This window comes from Saccharothrix sp. AJ9571 (assembly GCF_021725495.1).
Taxonomy (GTDB): domain Bacteria; phylum Actinomycetota; class Actinomycetes; order Mycobacteriales; family Pseudonocardiaceae; genus Amycolatopsis; species Amycolatopsis magusensis.
In genome coordinates this window covers 2,222,623-2,240,573 of record NZ_CP091382.1, presented here as the reverse complement: position 1 = coordinate 2,240,573, position 17,951 = coordinate 2,222,623, and the positions used below count along the sequence as shown (strand labels likewise).

Sequence of the window (17,951 nt, the reverse complement as noted above, 5' to 3'; positions counted from 1 at the left end):
GTCGTTCATGCGTGCCTTCGTCCGTGCGCTCGCCGGGATCACCGGTGCGGGAGCGCTCGTGGCCGCGATCGCGCTGCCCTCGCCCGCCGCCGAAGCCGACAAGCACACCGCCGCCGGGGCCACCGCCGCGAAGTGGCTGGCCGGTGAGCTGACCGGCGGCACGCTCCCCGGCTTCATGGGCACCGACTGGGGCCTGACCATCGACGCGTTGTTCGCGCTCAGCGCCACCGGACGGCCCGAGGTGACGGCCGTGGCCGACGCGATCAACACCGGCGGCGCGGGCTACTACACCTTCCCGATCGACGCGAACACGACCGCCTGGATCGCCGGGGCCACGGCCAAGACGCTCACCGCCGCGGTCAGCGCCGGTCGTGACCCGAAGAACTTCACCGGCCGCGACATCCGGCAGGCCACCCTCGAGCTGATCGCGCCCGACGGCGACTTCAAGGGCCAGTTGCGCAGCAAGAACACCGGCAACGACGAGAGCAACACCTTCGACCAGGCGCTCGCCGTGCTCGGCCTGGCCCGCAGCGGCGGCGTGCCCCCGGACGCGGTCGGCTTCCTGGTCAAGCAGCAGTGCCCGGCCGGTGGCTTCCGCCTCGGCGGCTCCTTCGCCGAAGGCTCGATGGCCTGCACCGACGACAGCACCATCGACCCGGATTCCACCGGCATGGCGGTGCAGGCGCTGCTGGAGGCCGACAAGACCGGGATCGCCGGGGCGAAGGCCGCCGTCGACAAGGGCGCGGCCTACCTGGCGCGGACCCAGCGCGCCGACGGCTCGTTCGGCGGTTCGGGGCCGACCGTCGGCTCCAACACCAACTCGACCGGTCTCGCCGGGCAGGCGCTGGCCGCCAGCGGGAACACCACGGCCGCGAACCGAGCCGCCGACTGGGTGGTGACCCACCAGCTGACCACGCAGAACGCCGGGAAGGCCACCGGCGAACTGGGCGCGATCGCCTACCACAAGGAGTCCTTCGACGACGCCGTGGCGAACGCGGTCGGCGGCAGGATCCCGGACATGCAGCGCGACCAGTGGCGCCGGACTACCGCGCAGGCGTTGCTGGCGCTGGCGAAGGTGCCGATCACCCACACGCCCGTCGACCCCGGTCCCGGCCCCGATCCGGTCGACCCGCCGTCGGAGACCTCGGTGCCGTCGTCGTCCTCGTCGGCTCCGCCCGCGTCCAGCTCGTCGAGCCAGTCGAGCAGCACCCAGCCGGGCACGAGTTCCTCCGCCGGTTTCGCGGCGGCGCCCCAGAACACCGCCGGCTCTTCCCCGCAGAAGAAACTCGCCCAGACCGGCGCCCCGGTCGCGGAGTTCGCCGTCGGCGGTGTGGTGCTGGTCGCCGCCGGCGTCGGCCTGCTGGTCGCCGGACGAAGGAGGAGCCTCCGATGAGACTCGCGCGGATCGCCGCGGCCACCGCACTGGTGCTGGCCGTGGCGCCGGTGGCCACCGCTTCGGCCGTCGACCACGGCAGGGGCACGCCCGGGTACTGCCCGGACGGCAACGGGGTCACCGTGGTGATCGACTTCCACGAGCTCGGCGGCGACTCGATCATCCGCTGCGCCCCGGGCGATCAGGCGAGCGGGCTGAGCGCGCTGCAGAACGCCGGGCTGGAGCTCACCGGCGTGCAGCGCTGGGGGTTGTCGTTCGTCTGCCGGGTCGAGGGCAAGCCGGGCCCGGAGTCCGAAGCCTGCATCGACACCCCGCCCACCACGGCGTACTGGGGCTACTGGCACGCGCCCAACGGCGGCGGCTGGTCCTACAGCCAGTACGGCGTGATGAACCGGAAGCCGCCGCTGGGCAGCTTCGAGGGCTGGTCGTTCTCGCTGGGCAAGACCGCGCAGACCAATCCGGCACCGCGCATCGGCCCGGTCCGGCCGGGCCAGGCCGTCGAGCCACCGCCGCCCGCCGACCAGCAGAACGGCGCGATCCCGGGCCACGACGGGGTGCCGATCGCCCCGCCCGCGCCGGAGGAAGCCGCTCCGGCTGTGGACGCGCCGCTCGCGGAGCCACCCGCGCCGACCAGTTCGGCCGCGCCCACGTCGTCGGCCGCCGTCGCGGCACCGGCCACGGCATCGCCCGCCGAGTCGCTGGCCGGTGGCGTCGCGCCGGGCGGGGTCGCCTGGACCGGTGGTGAGGCGCTGCCGTCCACCCAGGACTCCGGCTTCCCGTGGGGCGCGGTGCTCGGCGGGGCCGCGGTGCTCCTGGTCGGCGGGGCCGCGGGGGTCACCGCCTACCGTCGCCACCGTGCTTCCTAGGAACCTCCACCCGGCCGCGTGGTGGCTGTGGGCCCTCGGGCTCGCGGTCGCCGCCAGCCGCACCACCAACCCGTTCCTGCTCGGCCTGATCATCGCCGTGCTGTGCTTCGTGGTGGCGAACCGGCGCAGTGACGCGCCCTGGGCGTTGGCCTTCCGGCTCTACGCCTACATCGGGCTGTTCATCGTGGTGATGCGGGTGCTGTTCCGGATCCTGATCGGCGGGATGGACGGCGGGCACGTGCTGTTCGACCTGCCGGAGATCCCGCTGCCGGCGATCGCCACCGGGATCACCCTGCTCGGCCCGACCACGGCCGAGGAACTGCTCGGTGGCTTCTACGACGGCCTGCGCCTGGCCACCATGGTGCTCTGCGTCGGCGCGGCGAACGCGTTGGCGAACCCGAAACGCCTGCTCAAGGCGGTCCCGGGCGCGCTGTACGAGGTCGGCACCGCGGTCACCGTCGCCCTGTCGGTCGCGCCGCAGCTCGCCGAGAGCGTGCTGCGGGTGCGCCGCGCGCGGCGGCTGCGGGCGGGGCGCCAGAAGGGCATGCGGGCGTTGAAGGGCATCATCATCCCGGTGCTCGAAGACGCCATGGACCGCTCGCTGATGCTGGCCTCGGCGATGGATTCGCGTGGCTACGGGCGTCGCGGTTACCTGCCGCGGTCCGTGCGGATCGTCGTCGGGACCTGCGTGCTGGCCGGGCTGACCGGCGTCTGCGTCGGCGTCTACGGCGTGCTCGACGGCACGTCGACCTGGCTGGGCGCGCCCCTGCTGGTCGGCGGGCTGGTCGTGTCGGTGACCGGGTTCCTGCTCGGCGGCCGCCGCATCCGGCGCACCACCTACCGGCCGGACCCGTGTCACTGGCCGGAAACCGCGGTGGCCGTGGCCGGGGTCGGCGCGGCGGCGCTGCTGTTCGCCACCACCCAGCTCGACGCGGCGAACCTCTACCCGTCACTGAACCCGCTGCGCTGGCCGGAGGTTTCCCCGTGGCACGCTGGGGCGTTGTTGCTGGGGGTGCTGCCCGCCTGGTTGGCGCCGCCACCGCTGCTCTCCGGGGAGGGGGTCCGGTCATGATCGAGTTCTCGCGGGTGAGCCTCACCTACGCCGAGGCCACCACGCCGGTGCTGTCCGATGTGGACCTCCTGGTGGAGGAGGGCGAGCTGTGCCTGGTCGCCGGGCGGACCGGCTCGGGCAAGTCGACCTTCCTCGGCGCCATCAACGGCCTGGTGCCGCACTTCACCGGCGGGCACCTGCGCGGCAGCGTGCGGGTGGCGGGCAAGGACACCTCGCAGCACCCGCCGCGGGAGTTCGCCGAGCTGGTCGGCGTGGTCGGGCAGGACCCGCTGGCCGGGTTCGTCACCGACACCGTCGAGGAGGAACTGGCCTACGGCATGGAGCAGCTGGCCGTGCCGCCCGAGGTGATGCGCAAGCGGGTGGAGGAGACGCTGGACCTGCTGGGCGTCGCCGATCTGCGCCACCGTCCACTGAGGACGTTGTCCGGCGGGCAGCAGCAGCGGGTGGCCATCGGTTCGGTGCTCACCGCGCACCCGAAGGTGCTGGTGCTGGACGAGCCGACCTCGGCGCTGGACCCGACCGCGGCCGAGGAGGTGCTCGCCGCGATCACCCGGCTGGTGCACGACCTCGGCACCACCGTGGTGGTCGCCGAGCACCGGATGGAACGGGTCGCGCAGTACGCCGACCGGCTGCTCTACCTGCCCGGCGACGGCTCGATCCGCTCGGGCACCCCCGCCGAGATCCTGACCGACGCCGATGTCGCGCCCCCGCTGGTCGAACTGGGCAGGCTGGCGGGGTGGTCACCGCTGCCGCTCTCGGTGCGGGACGCGCGACGCCGCGCCGGGCCGCTGCGGGAACGGCTCGCCGGGCGGACGCCGGTGGCCCCCGAACGCGTGGACACGCCGGTGAAGCTGGCGGCGTCGAAGATCGTGGTGCGCTACGGCGAATTGGTGGCCGTGCGCGAGGTCAGCCTGGACCTGCGTGGCGGGCAGATCGCCGCGCTGATGGGCCGCAACGGCTCGGGCAAGTCGTCGCTGCTGTGGGCGTTGCAGGGCAGCGGCCCGCGTCACGGCGGCAAGGTGGACGTCGGCGGGCAGGACCCGAAGTCGCTCAAGCCGCACCGCGCGCGGAAGCTGGTCGGCCTGGTGCCGCAGACCCCCGGTGACCTGCTCTACCTCGATTCCGTCGACGCCGAATGCGCGCAGGCCGACCTCGAATCCGAAGCCGGGCAGGGCAGCTGCCGCGCGATGCTCGATCGGCTCACCCCCGGCATCGACGGCGGCAAACACCCGCGCGACCTCTCCGAAGGGCAGCGGCTGGCGCTGGTGCTGGCGATCCAGTTGACCGCCAGGCCCGAAGTGATGCTGCTCGACGAGCCGACGCGCGGCCTGGACTACCACGCCAAACGGCACTTCGGCGCGGTACTGGCCGAGCTGGCGGCGGAGGGCGCGGCCATCGTGCTCGCCACCCACGACGTGGAGTTCGTCGCGACGGCGGCCGACCGCGTGGTGGTGATGGCCGAGGGTGACGTGGTCGCCGACGGCCCGACCGCCGAGGTGGTGGTCGCATCGCCCGCCTTCGCGCCGCAGGTGGCGAAGGTGCTGGCGCCCGCGGAATGGCTCACCGTCGACCAGGTGGCGAAGGCGCTGGCATGACCGACTTCTTGGAACGCCCCAAGGTCGTCCGCATCACCCCGCGCTCGGCGCTGGTGCTGACCATCGCCGCGGTGCTCGGCCTGTCGATGTTCTTCTGGCCCCTGTTCGCCTCACCGGAGCCGAACGCGCAGGCGCACTCGGCGGACGCGCCGTTCATCTTCATGTTCACCCTGCCGGTGCTGATCCTGATCGTGCTCGCCGAGGTTTCCGGCGGCGGCATCGACTCGAAGGCGCTGGCCATGCTGGGCGTGCTGTCGGCGATCAACGCCGGGCTGCGGCCGCTGGGCGCGGGCACCGGCGGCATCGAGACGGTGTTCTTCCTGATCGTGCTGGCCGGGCGGGTGTTCGGGCCGGGCTTCGGGTTCGTGCTGGGCTCGACTTCGCTGTTCGCCTCGGCGCTGCTCACCGCGGGGGTGGGGCCTTGGCTGCCGTTCCAGATGCTGTCGTCATCGCTGCTGGGGTTGGGGGCCGGACTGCTGCCGCACCGGGTCCGGGGCAAGGCGGAGATCGCCATGCTCGGCGCCTACGGCGTGGTGGCGGCGTACTTCTTCGGGTTCGTGATGAACATGTGGTTCTGGCCGTTCCTGGCCGGGACCTCGATGTCGCCGGAAACCGCCGGCCTGGCCTTCGTCCCCGGCGACGACGTCGGCGCGAACCTGCACCGGTTCTTCGTCTTCTCGCTGCTGACTTCGACCTTCGGCTGGGACACCGGCCGCGCGGTGACGAACCTGATCGCCATCGTGCTGGTCGGCCCCGCCGTCCTGGCCACCCTGCGGCGAGCCTCCCGGCGCGCCGCCTTCTCCGCCCCCGTCACCTTCCGCCCCTAGCCCCGCGCGGCCTCCGGCCAACGCTATGAGTGGGGCATTACTAGCGTTCAATGCAAGTAATGCCCCACTCATAGCATCCGCCAGCCGGGTGCTCAGCTGTAGGAGTAGAAGCCCCGGCCGGTCTTCTTGCCCAGCAGGCCCGCGTCGACCATGCGCAGCAGGAGGGGCGGCGACGAGTACAGGGGCTCCTTGAACTCGGCGTACATCGAGTCCGCGATCGCCTTGATGGTGTCCAGCCCGATCAGGTCGGACAGCCGCAGCGGGCCCATCGGGTGGGCGGTGCCCAGCTCCATCCCGCGGTCGATGTCCTCGGCGGAGGCGAAGCCCGACTCGATCATCCGGATCGCCGAGAGCAGGTACGGCACCAGCAGCGAGTTCACGATGAACCCGGCGCGGTCCTGCGAGCGGATCACCGTCTTGCCCAGCGTCTCGGTGGCGTGCCGGTCCGCAGCCTGCACGGTTTCTTCGCTCGTCAGCAGCGAAGGCACCAGCTCGACCAGCGGCAGCACCGGAACCGGGTTGAAGAAGTGGATGCCGACCACCTGGGCGGGCCGCTTGGTGGCCATGCCCAGCTTCATGATCGGGATCGACGAGGTGTTGGAGGCGAAGATCGCGTCCTCGCGGGTGACCACCTTGTCGAGCGTGCCGAACACCTCGACCTTGGCCTGTTCCTGCTCGAGGATGGCCTCGACCACCAGGTCGCGATCGGCGAACGCGTCGAGGTCGGTGGTGAAGGTCAGCCTGCCCAGCGCCGCCTCGGCGTCCTCTGTGGAGAGTTTGCCGCTGCGGGTGCCGCGCTCGAGCGACTTTTCGACGCGCTTGCGCCCAGCGTCCAGCGCAGGCTGGGACACCTCGTTGACCACCACGTCGAGGCCTGCCCTCGCGTGTACCTCGGCGATACCCGAGCCCATCAGGCCCGCGCCGATCACTCCGACTCGTTCAACCCGCATCCGTGCCTCCTAGTTGGACCCTGTGGACCCTGTCCGTGGAGGCAGCACGCGTGACGCGAGGGTGGGCGCCGGGGTAACCGGCCGACCCACCCTCGCGTGCTCGCGTTCAGCGGCGATACTCGTCGTACTCGTCGTACGGGTCTTCGTATCGCTGATCGTCCTCGCGCTTCTCGCTACTGTCGGAGGACCTACCAGACAGCTCGCGCTGCAAAGCGTCGAAGTCGGTTTCGTGGGAGGAGTACTTGAGCTCCCGCGCCACCTTCGTCTGCTTAGCCTTAGCCCGGCCGCGCCCCATGGCTCGACCCCCTCGCACAGGGGCGGGGCGGCCGGGGGTAGCGGCGGCCCCGCATCGTCTCGACAATTCTTTCCTGAACACACCGTACCGTGTCCGGGGGGTGGAATGCGACGCGGCACGGTGTGCAAGACGCGACATTGACCTCCGGTGGTGATCCGCGCAGGTAGCCGTGTCACGATTCATGAGTGCTTCGTCCGTTCGTGGCCTACCTCCGGGTGTACGAGCCCCTGTCCGCGTTCGGCGATCCCGTCGACCCGCGCCTCGCCGACGCGGTGGAGAAGGCGATGCTGACCCGCGCCGGTGCGGGTGAACGCGAACAGCGCATGTGGCTCAGGTCACAGGTGACCACGCCCGCCCGCCTGCTGCCGGCCGAGCTGATCGACGGCCGCCCGGCGCCGAGCGCGAAAAGCGACGTACTGGTGCTCGATCCCACCGAGGTGCCGGTGGTGCCCGACGGCGGCGCCGAGATCGGCCCCGGTCCGCTCGTCTGCCCGCTGGACCTCCGCGCCCGCTCGGCCGCCGCACTGGTCAACTTCCTCGGCGACGCCCATCCCGCGCTCCGGGCCGCCGTGCTCACCTCCGGTGGCGTGACGGCCGAGTCCCTCCGCGCCAAGACCGCCGCCGCGCTGGCGGAGTTGCGCGGCTCGGTGGTGCACGTGCTGTCCACCACCTGGACCGTGCCGCTGCCGTGGTTCGCGCTGGTCGACCCGGACCAGCGGCGCCTGGTGCTCGGCGCGTCCCGCCACGACCCGCGGCGCGAGCTGTCCTGGCGGGTGGCCATGGGTGACGCCCAGCGCCGGGTCGAGGAGGCCTACGAGCTGGTCGAGCAGACCTTCGGCGACTCCGGCCCCAGCCGGGTGCTGGAGGAGACCGGCCGCTGGCTGGCCCACTTCCACCCCGGCTCCGCGGTGGAACTGGACTACGGCGGCCTGGTGCAGCTCATCGCCGACCCGATCCTGGAGTCGGACAAGACCGCCGAGGACGTCCACAACATCCTCGACGCGCTGCGCGAGGGCAACGTCGAAGAGCTGGCGGAGTTGTTCAGCGAGTTGCGCGACTACTGGAGCGAGCTCGCCGCCCGCGAGCGCTTCAACTAGAACGTCACCCGGAACCCGCCGACCTCACGGCCACCGCCGAGCACCCACCCGGCGCCGCGCGCGAGACCGTCCAAAACGGACGCCGCGGCTTCGGAGGCCGGGGTGTGCCCGAGCCGCCGCAGCGCGGTCACCAGCACCGCCTCACGGACGCGCTGACCGCCGTCGTCGATCTTCACCGTGACCGCGGACCCGTCCGGCAGCGCCACCGCGTGCACGCCTTCCGCGCCGCCCTTCGCCAGCAGTCCCTCGACCGCCAGCATCAGCACGGTGTCCTCGCGGCCGGTGCCGCCGATCAGCCACGGGTTGGCGCGCATGCACGCGGCGATCCGCCGCTCGGCCTCGTCGGCCGAGGTGACCAGCCGGGAGAACGAGCGCGCCAGCGCGGCCAGCGAGAAGGCGAACAGCGGTGCGCCGCAGCCGTCGACGCCGGTGTGCGCGATCTCTTCGCCGATCACGTCCTCGACGGCTTCGCCGATGATCCGCTGGAGCTTGTGGTCCGGTGAGAGGTAGTCCTCGGTGGACCAGCCGCGCTGCACGCAGGTGACCAGCATGCCCGCGTGCTTGCCGGAGCAGTTCATCGCCAGCCTGTCCGGCTCACCGGCGCGGATCGCGGCGATCCGGCTCGGGCCGTGCAGCGGGTAGTCGGCCGGGCACCGCAGGTCCGACTCGCTCAGCCCGTACCGCGACAGCAGGGCGGCGACCCGGCGGACGTGCTCGGGTTCGCCGTTGTGCGAGGCGCAGATGATCGCCAGGTCCTCGTCGTCGACCTCCAGCCCGGCACGCAGCATCCCGAGTGCCTGCAGCGGCTTGTTCGACGAGCGCGGGTACACCGGGACCCCGGTCTCACCCAGGTCGAGCACCGGCTCGCCGCCGGGTCCGGTGATCAGCAGTGACCCGCGGTGGACGCTCTCGACGAAACCGGAGCGGACCACCTCGACGAGCGTGGGGTTCAAGAAGCGTCCTCGCGTTTCCCTCGTTCACTGGCGAGCAGTTCGTCGACCGAGGCCAGCCCTTCGGCGTAGCGGCCGGCGATCTCGCCGTTGATGGTGTCGACCACGGCCTGCACCTCGCGGCGGCGCGTGGACACGGATTCCTCGGCGCGGCCGTACTCGGCCAGCGTCGCGGCGAGCTTGGCGTCGGCCAGTTCGGTGACGTCGGTCAGGTCGGAGTTGCCCGCGAGCGCCTCGGCCTGCCGCCGGTAGTCGCCCGCGCGCGACGGCTCCAGCTGCTGGAGCCTGCCGAGCTGACGGCGGTCGTGGCCGAGCGCGTTGTCGGACAGGATCGCCGCCAGCTGGTCGACCACGCTGCCGTTCAGCCCGCCGCTGGACCGGCGCTGCTGCTCGGCGCGCACGATGTCGATGCGGGCGTGCAGCACGCGGCGCAGGTAGGACAGATCGGTCTCCTCCTGCGCGGCCTCGTTGCGGCGCTCGCGCAAGGTGTTGAGCGTGAGTTCGTCGAGCCCGCGCACGTATTCGGGGTTCAGGACGCGGTCGATGCGACGGCGTCCACCAGGCCGGACTTCAATCACGTGATCATCCTTCGTGCTACCCCCCGGGTTCCGCGATGGGGTACCAGTGTGGCGCAAAACTTCGCTTGCGGAAGGGATTGCCCCCTCAGCCGCGCAGCCGGGCGGCTGCTTCGCGTCCCGGAGCCGCCTTTTCCGCCGGCACCGAGTCCGGGTCGACGGTGGCCTGGATGCGGCGGTCCTCGGCCCCGGCCAGCAGCTCTTCGGTGGTCGGCGCGGACCGCTTGAGCAGGGCGAGCGCGATCGGGCCCAGTTCGTGGTGCTGGATGACACTGCCCACCCGGCCGACGGTCTTCTCGCCGAGCAGCACCGGATCACCCGTCTCGGGGGTGATCTCCGGGGACCCGTCCAGGTGCAGCAACACCATCTGCCGCGGCGGGCGGCCGACGTTGTGCACCTTGGCGACCGTCTCCTGACCGCGGTAGCAGCCCTTGGCCACGTGCGCGGCCGAGCCGATCCAGTTCACCTCGTGCGGGATCGTGCGTTCGTCGGTGTCCACGCCGACGCGGGCGTGCAGGGATTCCACGCGCAGCGCGTCGAAGGTCCAGCTGCCCGTGGGGCGTGCCCCGGCGTCGGTGATGCGCGTCCACCAGGCGAAGAGGTCGGCCCGGGGCACGGCGAGGTCGACGCTGCTGCGGCCCGGCCACGGCATGCGCCGCGCGAAACCGCCCTCGAACCCGGTGACGCTGTACGGCGCGTCCCCGAGCGAAATGTCCAGTGCGCCCAGGATCTTGTCCGCGTCGGGGCCGAGCAGGGTGAGCAGGGCGAATTCGGCGGTGGTGTCGCGAATGTCCACTTGGGACCAGAACTTCATCGCCTCCAGGTAGCCGAGCAGCGGCTGCTGCCCGCCCTTGGGCAGCGCGCTGGTGGCCAGCGCACCCGGATCGGTGTCCAGGTGCACGGTCTCGCCCGTGTGCGCCAGCACCATGTGCGACTCCACGCGACCGTGCGTGTCCAGCACCAGCGCCTCGGTGCCGCTGTCCGCGGGCAACTCGGTGACGTGCTGCGAGATCACCAGGTGCAGCCAGGACAACCGCTCCGGCCCGCTGACGCTGATGAACTCGCGGTGCGAGCGGTCCACCACGGCCACCGACCTGGCCGCGGTCCGCTGCTCGGCGAACGGATCACCCCAGTGCCATGGCACGCCCGCCTCCGGATGGTCGTCCGGTGTGGCGACCGCGCGCGGAAGTTCGAGCAAAGGTGAGCTGTAGGGCATGGGTCCATGCTAGTGAGTACTGTCGCCCCATGCGCGTGCTTGCTTTCCTGGACGGAACTCTGGCCGATCCCGACGCCGCCCACCTCCGGGTCACCGACCTCGGCCTGCTCCGCGGTGACGGGGTGTTCGAGACCATCCTGGTGGCGAACGGGGAGCCGAGGGAACTGCGGCCCCACCTCGACCGGCTCGCCCGTTCGGCGGCGATGCTGGACCTGCCGGAGCCGGACGCGGCCGCGTGGGAGCGCGCGGTCCGGCTGGTCATCGAGAACTGGCCCGGTGACGGCGAAATCGCGGTGAAACTGGTCTACACCAGGGGATTGGAAGGTGATCCCGCCGCCGCGCCGACCGCTTTCGCGCTGGGGCTGGAGATCGATCCGAAGGTGCTGCGCGCCCGTGCCGATGGCGTCGCCGCGGTGACGCTGGAGCGCGGCATCGACCCCGGGCTCGCCGAGCGCGCGCCGTGGCTGCTGCTGGGCGCGAAGTCGTTGTCCTACGGGGTGAACATGGCCGCCCTGCGGGAAGCGGACCGCCGCGGCGCCTCGGATGTGATCTTCACCGCTACCGACGGCTCGGTGCTCGAAGGCCCGACCGCGACCGTGGTGCTGGTGCGCGGCCGGACGCTCTACACCCCGCCCGCCACCATCGGGATCCTGCCCGGCACCACCCAGGCCGCGGTCTACCGCGGTGCCGAGCGGGCCGGGTTCACCTGCCGGATCGAATCGCTGACGGTGGACGACCTGCACTCCGGCGACGGCCTGTTCCTGGCTTCCTCGGTGCGCAAGCTGACCAGGGTCCACACGCTGGACGGCAAGACCGTGCCCGAGGCGAGCGCCCTGCACCAGGAGCTGAGCGCCGCCTACGAGGCCGTCTACGCCTGAGCCCTCACCGCTCCAGCACGCGCAACAGGCTGCCGAAGTCGCGGTGCGCCAGCGCCTTGGCGCTGAACGCCTCGCGGACGTCGGCCGCGGTGATCGCCGGGGCGTCCACCCGCGAGATCCGCACGACCTGCGGCACCACGCCCTCGGCCAGGTACGCCGCGACCTTGTGGTGCCCGTCCAGGATGTAGCCGCTGTAGCGCTGCTTGCCCGCCAGGTGCAGCAGCACCGCTGTCGGCCGGTAGCCCGCGCGGATCGCCGTGCGGTAGTAGCCGACGCGCGACTCGTCCTCCGGCGGCCACACGTCCGTGGGCACCAGGTAGCGGTCGTCCTGCTCCTCGTAGATCCACTTCGGCTCGTCGGCTTCGACCCCCATGACGTACCAGCCGCGCTGGTCGGCGGACGCGGTGAACAGCGGCTCCGGGCCGCTCAGCTCGTAGCGCCCGTCCGCCAGCAACGCGGTGAGCGGCCGCAGCGTCTCCGTCAGCGGCCGCCGGATCTGCCCGGTGGCCAGCGCGATCCGCAGCCGGTCCGCCACCTCCGGGCGGGTGGGCGAGAACGGTGCCCTGGCGATCAGCCGCCCGATCGACCCCTCGTACGCCGAACTGTCCAGTAGTGCCACGGCGCCACCGAGGTACAGCAGACTTTCCACGTACCCGTGCTCGGTGACGCTCCCCCTGACCTCGACGACGCCCGCGCCGCCGGTGACCGTGACCTCTTCCATACTCAGGTCGACGAGCGGAAGCGCAGTCTGGTTCCTGGCCGTGCCTGTCCCAGCGCGGCGAGTGATCTCGCTCGCACTACCCCGAGTACCGGATAGCCCCCGGTGCTCGGGTGGTCGGCGAGGAAAACCACTGGCAGGCCGCTCGGCGGCACCTGGATGGCGCCGGTGAGGATGCCTTCGCTGGGTAGTTCCACGCCGTCACGTTCAACCGATCGGCGCAACGCCGGTCCGTCGAGCCGCAGCCCCACCCGATTGGACTCCGGGGTGACCGTCCACGGTCCCGCGAGTTGCGCGGCCGCGTCGTCGAACCAGTCGTCACGCGGGCCGAGGTGCACCGGGATGCTCAGCTCACCGGGGAAGACCGGCGGGGCCAGCACGTCGGCGCCCTCGGGCACCCCGGTCGGCGGGCCCACCGGCAGCACGTCACCCGCGGCGAGCGGCGGCGGGCCGATCTCCGAGAGCACGTCCCGCGACCGGCTGCGCAGTTCCGGCTCGACCGCGATACCGCCGGACACCGCCAGGTAGCAGCGCAGGCCCGTGGCCGGGGTGCCGAGCGCGAGCGTCTGACCGGCGCGCAGGTGCAGCGGGACATGGGAACCCATCGGCCCGCCGTCCACCAGGACGGGCACCGCCGCGCCGGTCACCGCGACCGTGCACGACGCCCCGGCTCGCACGCGCAACCCGCCGAGCAGCGCTTCGACACCCGCCGCCGACTCCGGGTTGCCGACGAGCCGGTTGGCCAGGCGCAGCGCGGGCACGTCCAGCGCGCCGGACGGCGGCACGCCCAGGTGGGCCAGCCCCGGCCTGCCGAGGTCCTGGACCAGGGCCGACGGGCCGGGGTCCACCACTTCGAGCGCCCGCTGTGTGGTCTGCACGGGGGACGACCCCCGGACCCCCGAACTGCTCACGAGAGGCTCCGGAAACGGACTTTGTCACCGGGGGAGAGCAGCGCGGGCCGGTCCGCGCGCGGGTCGAACAAGACGGTTTCGGTGTGCCCGATCAGCCGCCAGCCACCGGGCGAGGACCGCGGGTAGACCCCGGTGAACTCGCCGGCCAGGCCGACGGACCCGGCGGGCACCTTCGTCCTCGGACTGTCCAAACGCGACTGCCGCAGCGGCTCCGGCAGCCCGGTCAGGTAGCCGAAGCCGGGCGCGAACCCGGTGAACGCGACGGTGTACTCGGCGCCGGTGTGCAGGTCGACCACCTCCGCGGGGGCCAGGCCCGCGGTCCGCGCGACCTCGTCCAGATCGGCGCCGTCGTAGTGCACGTCGAGGGTGATCTCACGCGGGTCCCCGGCGGGCGGGTGGTCCAGATCAGCGGCCTCGAACAGGGAACGGAGTCCGGCGAGCCCGGCGCCGGGGGCCACGGCGACCAGCACGGTCCGTGCGCCCGGCACGATCTCGGTCACTTCGGGCAGCCCGGCTGTCGCGACCACGGCGCGGACCGCGCCGGCCTCCTCGAGCGAGGAGCACTCGATCAGCGTGGCGTCGGGTCCATAGGGGAGCCAGCGCATCGGGCCGCTGCTCAGCCCACCACGCGGTGCAGGTAGACCGAAACGTGCGGCTGCATCTCCTGGCCGACCATCGCGCGCTCCTCCACGTACCCGAGGTCGGTCTTGTTCACCAGGCCGTACAGCCGCTTGGCGCCGGTGACCTCCTTGGCCGACTTGCTGCGCACCACCGCGTCGGTGGCCATCTCCCACGACGTCAGGTTGCGCGGCTCGCCGTAGAACAGCTCGATGATGCCGGTGTTGTGCGTCAGCAGCAGCTCGAAGGAGTCGTCCGGCTGCGGGCGCCACCAGCCGGTCTCACGGGCGGCCGGGCGGATGACCTCGCCGTTCTCGTCGAGCAGCCAGGACCGCGCCTCGTGGTAGAGGAACGGGCGGCCGTCGTGCGCGATGGTCAGCTGCTGCGCGAGGCGGCGCGGGCCGTCGATGGTGGGGTAGTTGACCTCCCCCTCACCGCGCCAGACGCCGACGAGCGGCAGCAGGGGCACGCACTGCTCGTGCAGCTCGGGGCCTTCGCGCAGGTTCGCCGTGTCTGCCGGGATGGGCAGGTCGTCGAACTGGGGCAGGTTGAGCGCGCGCGTTTGCTCCGCGCGTTCAGCAGCGGCCTGGATCGCGTCGTCGCCGGAGGACATGGGTCAGCGGCTGTCGGTGTAGAGGCGGTACACCACGTAGGCGGCGAACCACGTCACCAAGACTCCCGACAGCACCAGCATCACCGTGAAGAAGATATGCACGCGAGCAGGATAACCGGAGACGAAACGAGGGGCCCTCCCGCCTGGGAGAGCCCCTCGCGCACAAAGCCGTGGTCAGGAGACCGCGACCGCCAGCCGGTGCAGGCCGGGGCCCTCGGCGGTGACACTCGCCTCACCGTTGCCGCTGCGGTGCAGCGCGCGCACGGTCCACTCGCCGGGCGCGGCGTAGAAGCGGAAGTCGCCGTCGGCCGAGGAGACCACCTCGCCGGTGAAGTCGCCGCCGGAGTCGAGCAGGCGCACGAAGGCACCGCCCAGCGGCCCGGTCTCGCCGGTCACCTTGCCTGCGAGCACGACCTGGCCGTTGGTGTCGAAGTCGGCCGGGGTGGCCTCCTGCGCCGGGGCGCCGCAACCGTCGTCCGCCATCACTTCGCTCCCGTCTCGACCGGCACGCCGACCAGCGAGCCGTATTCGGTCCACGATCCGTCGTAGTTCTTCACGTTCTGGTAGCCGAGCAGCTCGCGCAGGGCGAACCAGGCGATCGAGGAGCGCTCCCCGATCCGGCAGTACGCGATGGTCGCCTTGGACTCGTCGAGCCCCTCGGCGGCGTACAGCTCCTTGATCTCTTCCTCGGTCTTGAAGGTGCCGTCCTCGTTGGCCACCTTCGCCCACGGCACGTTCAGCGCGCCGGGGATGTGGCCGGGGACCTGCGACTGCTCCTGCGGCAGGTGCGCCGGGGCGAGCAGCTTGCCGGAGAACTCGTCGGGGGACCGCACGTCGACGAAGTTGTTCTGCCCGATGGCCTGCACGACCTCGTCGCGGAAGGCCCGGATCGAGTGGTCCTGTTCCTTGGCCTGGTACTCGGTGCGCTCGCGCTTGACGTCACCGGTGTCGAGGGGGCGCCCGTCGAGCTCCCACTTCTTGCGGCCGCCGTCGAGCAGCTGCACGTTCTCGTGGCCGTAGAGCTTGAAGTACCAGTAGGCGTAGGCGGCGAACCAGTTGTTGTTGCCGCCGTAGAGGATGACCCGGTCGTCGTTGCCGATGCCCTTCTCGGACAGCAGGGCCTCGAAGCCCTCCTTCGACACGAAGTCGCGGCGGACCGGGTCCTGCAGGTCCTTGCGCCAGTCGAATTTCACCGCGCCGCGGATGTGGCCGCCGTCGTAGGCGGTGGTGTCCTCGTCGACCTCGGCGAAGACGACGCCGGGGGTGTCGAGGTTCTCTTCTGCCCATGCTGTGGTGACCAGCACGTCTTCACGGCTCATGGAGCGGCACTGCCTTTCTTGGGTTCGGGACTTTCCGGTGATCAGGTGGGTTTCGCCGTCGGCGTGAACCGCCGCACCAGCAGGTACACCTCGCAGCCGAGGCAGAAGTTGAACGCCGCGTTCAGGAAGGCCGCGAACAGGGCGAACGCCGTGGCGACGACGCCGAGCGCGGTGATCCCGGTGGCGTAGCCGATGGTGCCCGCCAGCGCGAACACGAAGCCGACGGCTTGCGCGAACCGCAGCGGCGCCGCGTCCTCCCGCTCAGTGGGCGGTGCCAGCCGCGGGGCGACCAGGTAGCGGTAGAGCAGGGAGTAGGGGGCGGGCTTGAGGCCGATGAAGGCGCCGATGGCGAAGACCACCGTCTGGGCGGCCAGCAGCGGCCACCACCCGGTGACCAGGACCACGGCGAGCACGATCGTGGTCAGGACGGCCGAGAACCGGGGGCCCCGTGGATCGACCGCTGGTCCTGCCGGCATGGCACCTCCTTGGCTCTGTTTGCGGCGCGGGCACGCGCGGAAAACACACGAAATGAGCTGGGGAAAGCGGTTCACCGACGACAGAAGGGTGCGGTGAACGCGTCAGCGGCGACAGAGGCTGCTGCGGACCCGGCACAGGTCGACCGCGCGCCGCTGGGTGAGGTACCAGCGCCGCATGGAGGAATCCGGCTGGGGCGAGTGCACGAGCGTCAGCGTACCCACGCTCCCTCAGAGTGGGAAGATCGCTCACCTGATGAGACGGATCCCGCTATGCGGACGTCTTGAGGTAGGGCTCGAGTGCTTCCAGCAGGTCAGCGGCCTTGGGGACGCCGCCGACGCGCAGCAGTTCCCGGCCGTCCGGCGCGTAGGCGAGGGTGGTCGGCGTCCGCAGCACACCGAGGTGCTGGGCGACCTCCGGCTGGTTCGTCACGTCCAGGTCGACGTGCGCGAGGCCGTCGGTCTTCCCGGCGAGGTGGGTCAGCAGCGCGCGGGTCTGGCGGCACGGCGCGCAGAAGGTGGTGGAGATCTGCACCAGGGTGACCGGGGCGCCCGGATCGAGCGCGCCGGCCACCGGTGCGGGTAGTGCGGTCACGGGTTTGGGCTGCTTGATCCGGCCGTTGCGCCGCTGCAGCAGCAGGCCCGCGGCGGTCGCCACGACCAGCGTGCCGAGCAGCACCCAGATTCCGGCCAAGTCATCCTCCCGCGGTGGCTCCGGCTCCGGCGAAGGTGACGTTCTTCGCCTCGCCCTTCAGGATCACCGCGCCCTCCTCCACGCGCACCGCCTTCGGCGTCACCTCGAACGGGAGGCTGCCGGCGTCGACGGTGGCCTTGAAGTTGGGCAGCAGTGCTTTCTGGACCTGGGGTGGAACGATCGTGGTCTCGCCGTCATTCCCGAACTGGAGCCGCTCGGGGGTGATGTGGATGGCGGTGCCGTCGAGCTCGATCATCGCGAAGCAGTACAGCTCGAGCTTCTCCCCGGCCAGCTGCAGCGTGCCGGACATGCGCACCCCCGCCGAGGCGTCGTCGAGCGCTTCGTCGCCGGGCTCGATGGTGGTCGGGGCGTCGGGGTCCGAGCCGCCGTTGCGCACGTAGTCCTCGTCGGCCGGGTCGATGCGCAGGTTCTCGATCTTGGTCAGCGGCTCCACGCGGGCGATGTCGCTGTCCTTGATCTTGACCGAGCCCTCCAGCGTGCCGATCTTGATCGTCTCCAGCTTGCCGCCGATGAGGTCGGACAGCGGGGCGTCGACGTCGCGCAGGTCGGCCTTGAGCTCCACGTCGCGCAGGATGTCCTGGATCGGCACCCCGGCGGCGGACAGCGAGATGTGACCGTACTCACCGCCGAGCGCCTGGGTCAGGAACGGGAAGCCGTGCACGGTGACCGCCGGGTCGTCGGTCAGCTGGAACCGCTCGCGGGTCTTCTGCGACACCGTGTGCTCGGCGAACGCGGCGGCGCCGAAATCGGCCGCGGTCAGGATCGCGGCCAGCACGACCACCACGATGATGATCCGCCGGGCCCGTCTCCCGCGCGGCCGGCCATCGGGCCGGGGGGCGCTCGTGTCGTACTGGGTCACCGGGCCGCTCA

General features: G+C 71.6%; 21 protein-coding genes. 7 read left to right on the top strand and 14 right to left on the bottom strand.

From position 1 onward, the window contains the following. Positions 1-7: 7 nt before the first annotated feature. Genes L3Q67_RS09750 through L3Q67_RS09730 form a run of 5 tightly spaced genes read left to right on the top strand, consistent with a single transcriptional unit; the run spans position 8 to position 5,753 of the window. Entirely contained in the window at positions 8-1,393 is a 1,386-nt protein-coding gene (locus tag L3Q67_RS09750; protein WP_499189211.1) for a prenyltransferase/squalene oxidase repeat-containing protein, read from the top strand. Beyond that, the gene (locus L3Q67_RS09745) at positions 1,390-2,259 is read left to right on the top strand and encodes an ABC transporter substrate-binding protein (RefSeq protein ID WP_499189210.1); all 870 of its coding nucleotides are present in this window, start codon (positions 1,390-1,392) and stop codon (positions 2,257-2,259) included. Before L3Q67_RS09750 ends, L3Q67_RS09745 begins: the two co-directional genes overlap by 4 nt. Further along, complete coding sequence (locus tag L3Q67_RS09740) at positions 2,249-3,331, top strand: energy-coupling factor transporter transmembrane component T (RefSeq protein WP_499189209.1); 1,083 nt, start codon at positions 2,249-2,251, stop codon at positions 3,329-3,331. Before L3Q67_RS09745 ends, L3Q67_RS09740 begins: the two co-directional genes overlap by 11 nt. Further along, entirely contained in the window at positions 3,328-4,926 is a 1,599-nt protein-coding gene (locus L3Q67_RS09735; RefSeq protein WP_499189208.1) for an ABC transporter ATP-binding protein, read from the top strand. Before L3Q67_RS09740 ends, L3Q67_RS09735 begins: the two co-directional genes overlap by 4 nt. Next, positions 4,923-5,753 (top strand): ECF transporter S component, encoded by an 831-nt coding sequence (locus L3Q67_RS09730; protein ID WP_423577113.1) that lies wholly within the window; start codon positions 4,923-4,925, stop codon positions 5,751-5,753. The genes L3Q67_RS09735 and L3Q67_RS09730 overlap by 4 nt, the downstream gene beginning before the upstream one ends. 92 nt (positions 5,754-5,845) lie before the next feature. On the opposite strand, the gene L3Q67_RS09725 is transcribed toward L3Q67_RS09730, so the two are convergent. Both L3Q67_RS09725 and L3Q67_RS09720 read right to left on the bottom strand, forming a co-directional pair. Further along, positions 5,846-6,703: a 3-hydroxybutyryl-CoA dehydrogenase gene (locus L3Q67_RS09725; RefSeq protein WP_209663608.1), complete on the bottom strand. Its 858-nt coding sequence runs from the start codon at positions 6,701-6,703 to the stop codon at positions 5,846-5,848. A 106-nt stretch (positions 6,704-6,809) separates the two neighbouring features. Continuing rightward, the gene (locus L3Q67_RS09720) at positions 6,810-6,998 is read right to left on the bottom strand and encodes a DUF3073 domain-containing protein (RefSeq protein ID WP_499189207.1); all 189 of its coding nucleotides are present in this window, start codon (positions 6,996-6,998) and stop codon (positions 6,810-6,812) included. A 185-nt stretch (positions 6,999-7,183) separates the two neighbouring features. On the opposite strand from L3Q67_RS09720, the gene L3Q67_RS09715 reads away from it, so the two are divergent. Further along, on the top strand, positions 7,184-8,095 hold the full coding sequence (locus L3Q67_RS09715) for a DUF8083 family protein (RefSeq protein WP_499189206.1): 912 nt from the start codon (positions 7,184-7,186) through the stop codon (positions 8,093-8,095). Here L3Q67_RS09715 and L3Q67_RS09710 read toward each other — a convergent pair. The 3 genes from L3Q67_RS09710 to ygfZ all read right to left on the bottom strand — a co-directional run bounded on the left by L3Q67_RS09710 (position 8,092) and on the right by ygfZ (position 10,836). Next, the gene (locus L3Q67_RS09710) at positions 8,092-9,048 is read right to left on the bottom strand and encodes an asparaginase (RefSeq protein ID WP_499189205.1); all 957 of its coding nucleotides are present in this window, start codon (positions 9,046-9,048) and stop codon (positions 8,092-8,094) included. The genes L3Q67_RS09715 and L3Q67_RS09710 overlap by 4 nt on opposite strands. Beyond that, the gene (locus tag L3Q67_RS09705) at positions 9,045-9,623 is read right to left on the bottom strand and encodes an RsiG family protein (protein WP_209663612.1); all 579 of its coding nucleotides are present in this window, start codon (positions 9,621-9,623) and stop codon (positions 9,045-9,047) included. Before L3Q67_RS09705 ends, L3Q67_RS09710 begins: the two co-directional genes overlap by 4 nt. Before the next feature lie 85 nt (positions 9,624-9,708). Next, positions 9,709-10,836: a YgfZ/GcvT domain-containing protein gene (ygfZ, locus tag L3Q67_RS09700; RefSeq protein ID WP_499189204.1), complete on the bottom strand. Its 1,128-nt coding sequence runs from the start codon at positions 10,834-10,836 to the stop codon at positions 9,709-9,711. Positions 10,837-10,865: 29 nt separating this feature from the next. On the opposite strand from ygfZ, the gene L3Q67_RS09695 reads away from it, so the two are divergent. Next, the gene (locus tag L3Q67_RS09695; RefSeq protein ID WP_499189203.1) at positions 10,866-11,714 is read left to right on the top strand and encodes an aminotransferase class IV; all 849 of its coding nucleotides are present in this window, start codon (positions 10,866-10,868) and stop codon (positions 11,712-11,714) included. A gap of 4 nt (positions 11,715-11,718) precedes the next feature. On the opposite strand, the gene L3Q67_RS09690 is transcribed toward L3Q67_RS09695, so the two are convergent. The 9 genes from L3Q67_RS09690 to L3Q67_RS09650 form a co-directional block, all read right to left on the bottom strand. Continuing rightward, the gene (locus tag L3Q67_RS09690) at positions 11,719-12,435 is read right to left on the bottom strand and encodes a hypothetical protein (protein WP_499189202.1); all 717 of its coding nucleotides are present in this window, start codon (positions 12,433-12,435) and stop codon (positions 11,719-11,721) included. A gap of 2 nt (positions 12,436-12,437) precedes the next feature. Further along, complete coding sequence (locus tag L3Q67_RS09685) at positions 12,438-13,283, bottom strand: 5-oxoprolinase subunit C family protein (protein WP_499191478.1); 846 nt, start codon at positions 13,281-13,283, stop codon at positions 12,438-12,440. A 56-nt stretch (positions 13,284-13,339) separates the two neighbouring features. Then, positions 13,340-13,948, bottom strand: a complete 609-nt coding sequence (pxpB, locus tag L3Q67_RS09680; RefSeq protein WP_499189201.1) for a 5-oxoprolinase subunit B family protein — start codon at positions 13,946-13,948, stop codon at positions 13,340-13,342. Between the two features lie 11 nt (positions 13,949-13,959). Then, positions 13,960-14,574, bottom strand: a complete 615-nt coding sequence (locus tag L3Q67_RS09675) for a heme-binding beta-barrel domain-containing protein (RefSeq protein ID WP_499189200.1) — start codon at positions 14,572-14,574, stop codon at positions 13,960-13,962. Between the two features lie 174 nt (positions 14,575-14,748). Next, positions 14,749-15,057, bottom strand: coding sequence for a DUF1416 domain-containing protein (locus L3Q67_RS09670; RefSeq protein WP_499189199.1), 309 nt, complete (start codon positions 15,055-15,057; stop codon positions 14,749-14,751). Further along, complete coding sequence (locus L3Q67_RS09665; RefSeq protein ID WP_499189198.1) at positions 15,057-15,893, bottom strand: sulfurtransferase; 837 nt, start codon at positions 15,891-15,893, stop codon at positions 15,057-15,059. Before L3Q67_RS09665 ends, L3Q67_RS09670 begins: the two co-directional genes overlap by 1 nt. Positions 15,894-15,934: 41 nt before the next feature. Continuing rightward, positions 15,935-16,369: a DUF4395 domain-containing protein gene (locus tag L3Q67_RS09660; protein ID WP_499189197.1), complete on the bottom strand. Its 435-nt coding sequence runs from the start codon at positions 16,367-16,369 to the stop codon at positions 15,935-15,937. A gap of 268 nt (positions 16,370-16,637) precedes the next feature. Beyond that, positions 16,638-17,060, bottom strand: a complete 423-nt coding sequence (locus L3Q67_RS09655) for a thioredoxin family protein (protein WP_499189196.1) — start codon at positions 17,058-17,060, stop codon at positions 16,638-16,640. Position 17,061: 1 nt separating this feature from the next. Beyond that, the gene (locus L3Q67_RS09650; RefSeq protein WP_499191477.1) at positions 17,062-17,940 is read right to left on the bottom strand and encodes an LmeA family phospholipid-binding protein; all 879 of its coding nucleotides are present in this window, start codon (positions 17,938-17,940) and stop codon (positions 17,062-17,064) included. Positions 17,941-17,951 lie beyond the last annotated feature (11 nt).